This window comes from Streptomyces sp. NPDC059828, assembly GCF_042731955.1.
In the GTDB taxonomy this organism is placed as follows: Bacteria; Actinomycetota; Actinomycetes; order Streptomycetales; family Streptomycetaceae; genus Streptomyces.
Window position 1 is genome coordinate 1 of the sequence record NZ_JBHWIW010000109.1, and the last position, 1,528, is coordinate 1,528.

Here is a 1,528-nt window from a genome sequence, read left to right on the forward strand (position 1 = left end):
GCCGACGGCACCGGCCGACGAAGGAGGCCGGGGCCGGCGAGCACGCACCGGGCCACCAACACCGCCACGCCGCCAGGCGTGTCCGCTACCGCCGCCGCACAGCACGACGCGGCCCGCCCCGGCCGGCTCGGCGGGGGACGGGCCGCGTCGCCTCCGGCTATCGGAGCGCGTTACGGCGGCACCAGCACCGGGAAACGGTGGACCTCGTGTTGTTGTACGGCCAGAACTCCCGGATGTCCGCCTGGGCGGCGGCGTCGGTCCGGTAGCACCGTGAGTAGACCTGACTCCGGCTGCTGATCGCGTTGCTGTAGTAGACGTTCACATGGGCGGCCGGGGGCTCGGCGGTGGCCGCCTCGACCAGCAAGACCGGCGTGCCCGGCGCGGCCCACATTCCCCATACACCGCGACCGTGGTGGGGGTTGTCGCTCAGCCACCGAACGAAGATGCGCGGGGCTCCCGGCGACGCTTCGCCCTCCTCGATGTCCACCACCATCGCGGGGTCGTCCCACTTTCCCCAGTTGTCCCGCTGGGTGATGACGTCGCCGAGACGGACGTGCGCGAGCGGCATCCATCCGGGCTCGGTCGACCGCTCGGCGGTCGCGCGGCCGTGTGCCAGGTACTCGCCGGAGCACGCGGAGCGCCAGTTCTCGGGGCGCGAGTGGTGTCCGGCGTACCCGGTGAACCGGGGGTCGACGGGGGTGGGGGCGTCGTCAGCGCCGCAGGTGCCGCAGGTGACGGGCTTCTCGGCGTCGATCCAGTACGGCCCGTACTCCCGGGTCCTGTCGCAACGGCGGCAGTCGAGCCGTATCTTGCTGCGCGGGTCGACGGGCGGGCACTGGGCGGAGTGTTCGATGGTGTACGGGGACGCGATGACCACTGGGGGAGTCCTTCTGTCGTTGAAGCGTTCGGGGAGTGGGCGGGGGCGTCGCCCCCGCCCGACCGGCCACGGCGTCAGATCACGCCGATGGCCAGCAGCCACGACGGCGAGCCGTGCTCACAGGTGCCGTCCGGCTCCACCCAGCACCCGTCGCGGGCCTCGGCCCCGCCCTCGGACATCCAGCTCTGCATCTCCTCGATGGACGGCCTCCCGGTGCCGTCCTCGCGCTCGGGCTCCTGGTCCTCCTTCGCGTCGCGGGAGGCGATCAGCGTCTGTCCCGACAGGTCGAAGGTGGTCATGTCCTCCGCCCACCACGGGGCACCGCTGACCTGGAACGTCCGGTGCGTGACGTCCTTCAGACCCTGCTTGCTCAGCTCCAGCACGCGGTCCGTCCAACCCGTGACGCGCGGGTAAGCGCTGGCGTCGCTGAGCAGACAGGCGATCCTGTCGCCCACCTGTACGTCCTTCGTGTCGATCCACTCGGTATTGACGGTCACGGTCGCTCCCTGGTGTTGAAGGTTCGGGGTTCGTCGTCCGGGGCTGCCATCCCCTTCCGACATCACTAATTCTGCCTTATTTGGGGGTCCGGGTCCACCTGAAACAGGGGTCTCGGGGAGTGATCTGGATCACACATTTTCGCAGGTCAGGGGC

2 protein-coding genes are annotated in these 1,528 nt (G+C 70.4%); both read right to left on the reverse strand.

Annotated features, from left to right (window positions below):
- Window positions 1-157: 157 nt before the first annotated feature.
- Complete coding sequence (locus ACFV6V_RS31110; RefSeq protein ID WP_385571184.1) at window positions 158-877, reverse strand: hypothetical protein; 720 nt, start codon at window positions 875-877, stop codon at window positions 158-160.
- Between the two features lie 74 nt (window positions 878-951).
- Window positions 952-1,374 carry a hypothetical protein gene (locus ACFV6V_RS31115; protein WP_385571185.1) on the reverse strand — a complete coding sequence of 141 codons (423 nt, stop codon included), beginning with the start codon at window positions 1,372-1,374 and terminating at the stop codon, window positions 952-954.
- Window positions 1,375-1,528: the final 154 nt, after the last annotated feature.